The organism is Halomonas sp. 3A7M, assembly GCF_014897875.1.
In the GTDB taxonomy this organism is placed as follows: Bacteria; Pseudomonadota; Gammaproteobacteria; order Pseudomonadales; family Halomonadaceae; genus Vreelandella.
Map to the genome: position 1 here is coordinate 1 of NZ_JABUZD010000168.1, position 1,090 is coordinate 1,090.

General features: G+C 60.8%; 2 protein-coding genes. Both read left to right on the plus strand.

From position 1 onward, the window contains the following. Positions 1-501: hypothetical protein (locus INT19_RS16615; RefSeq protein WP_193061559.1), on the plus strand; the 501-nt coding region annotated here is incomplete at its 5' end. Beyond that, positions 498-1,090: hypothetical protein (locus tag INT19_RS16620; protein WP_193061560.1), on the plus strand; the 593-nt coding region annotated here is incomplete at its 3' end. The genes INT19_RS16615 and INT19_RS16620, both read left to right, overlap by 4 nt.

A 1,090-nucleotide genomic window follows, 5' to 3' on the forward strand; every position in this document is an offset into this window, starting at 1 on the left:
AGCGTTCGCGCCAGCTACACCGATGATCAGGGCACCGCCGAAGCGGTCACATCCGCTGCCACGGAGAGCGTGGCCAACGTCAACGATGCACCGACGGGTGGCGTCATCATTACTGGCGATGCGGTAGAAGATCAGACACTGACCGCCTCTAATACGCTGGCCGATGAAGACGGCCTGGGCGCAGTGACCTACCAGTGGCTGCGCAATGGCACCGAAATCACTGACGCCACCGGCGAGACCTACACCCTGACGCAAGCCGATGTGGGTGCTGAGATCAGCGTTCGCGCTAGCTACACTGACCAGCAGGGCACAGCCGAAGCCGTGACATCTGCCGCAACGGGTAGCGTGGCCAACGTTAATGATGCACCGAAGGGCGACGTTATCATTACTGGCACCACGACTGAAGATGAAACGCTCACAGCCGACACCAGCGCTCTGGCCGATGAGGATGGCCTGCTCGCGCTAGCTACACTGACCAGCAGGGCGCCGCCGAAGCCGTGACATCTGCCGCAACGGGTAGCGTCGCCAACGTCAATGATGCACCGTCGGGTGGCGTCATCATTACTGGCACCACGACTGAAGATGAAACACTCACGGCCGACACCAGTGCCCTGGCCGATGAGGATGGCCTGGGCGCTTTCAGCTACGTTTGGAAGGCCGATGACACTGCCATCACAGGTGCCACCAGCAGCACCTACACCTTGACTCAGGCTGAAGTGGGCAAGGCAATCACCGTTGAAGTCAGCTACACCGATGATCAGAGTACAGCTGAAGCGGTCACATCCGCTGCCACGGATAGCGTGGCCAACGTCAACGATGCACCGACGGGTGGCGTGGTCATCAGCGGTACGGCGACGGAAGACGAAGTTCTGATGGTGTCTAACACCCTGGCGGATGAAGATGGCCTGGGCACGGTGACCTACCAGTGGCTACGCGATGGCAATGACATTCCCGACGCCACCGGCGAAACCTACACCCTGACCCAAGCGGATGTGGGCGCTGCCATCAGCGTGCGTGCCCGCTATACCGACCAGCAGGGCACCGCCGAAGCGGTCACATCCGCTGCCACGGATAGCGTTGCCAATGTTAA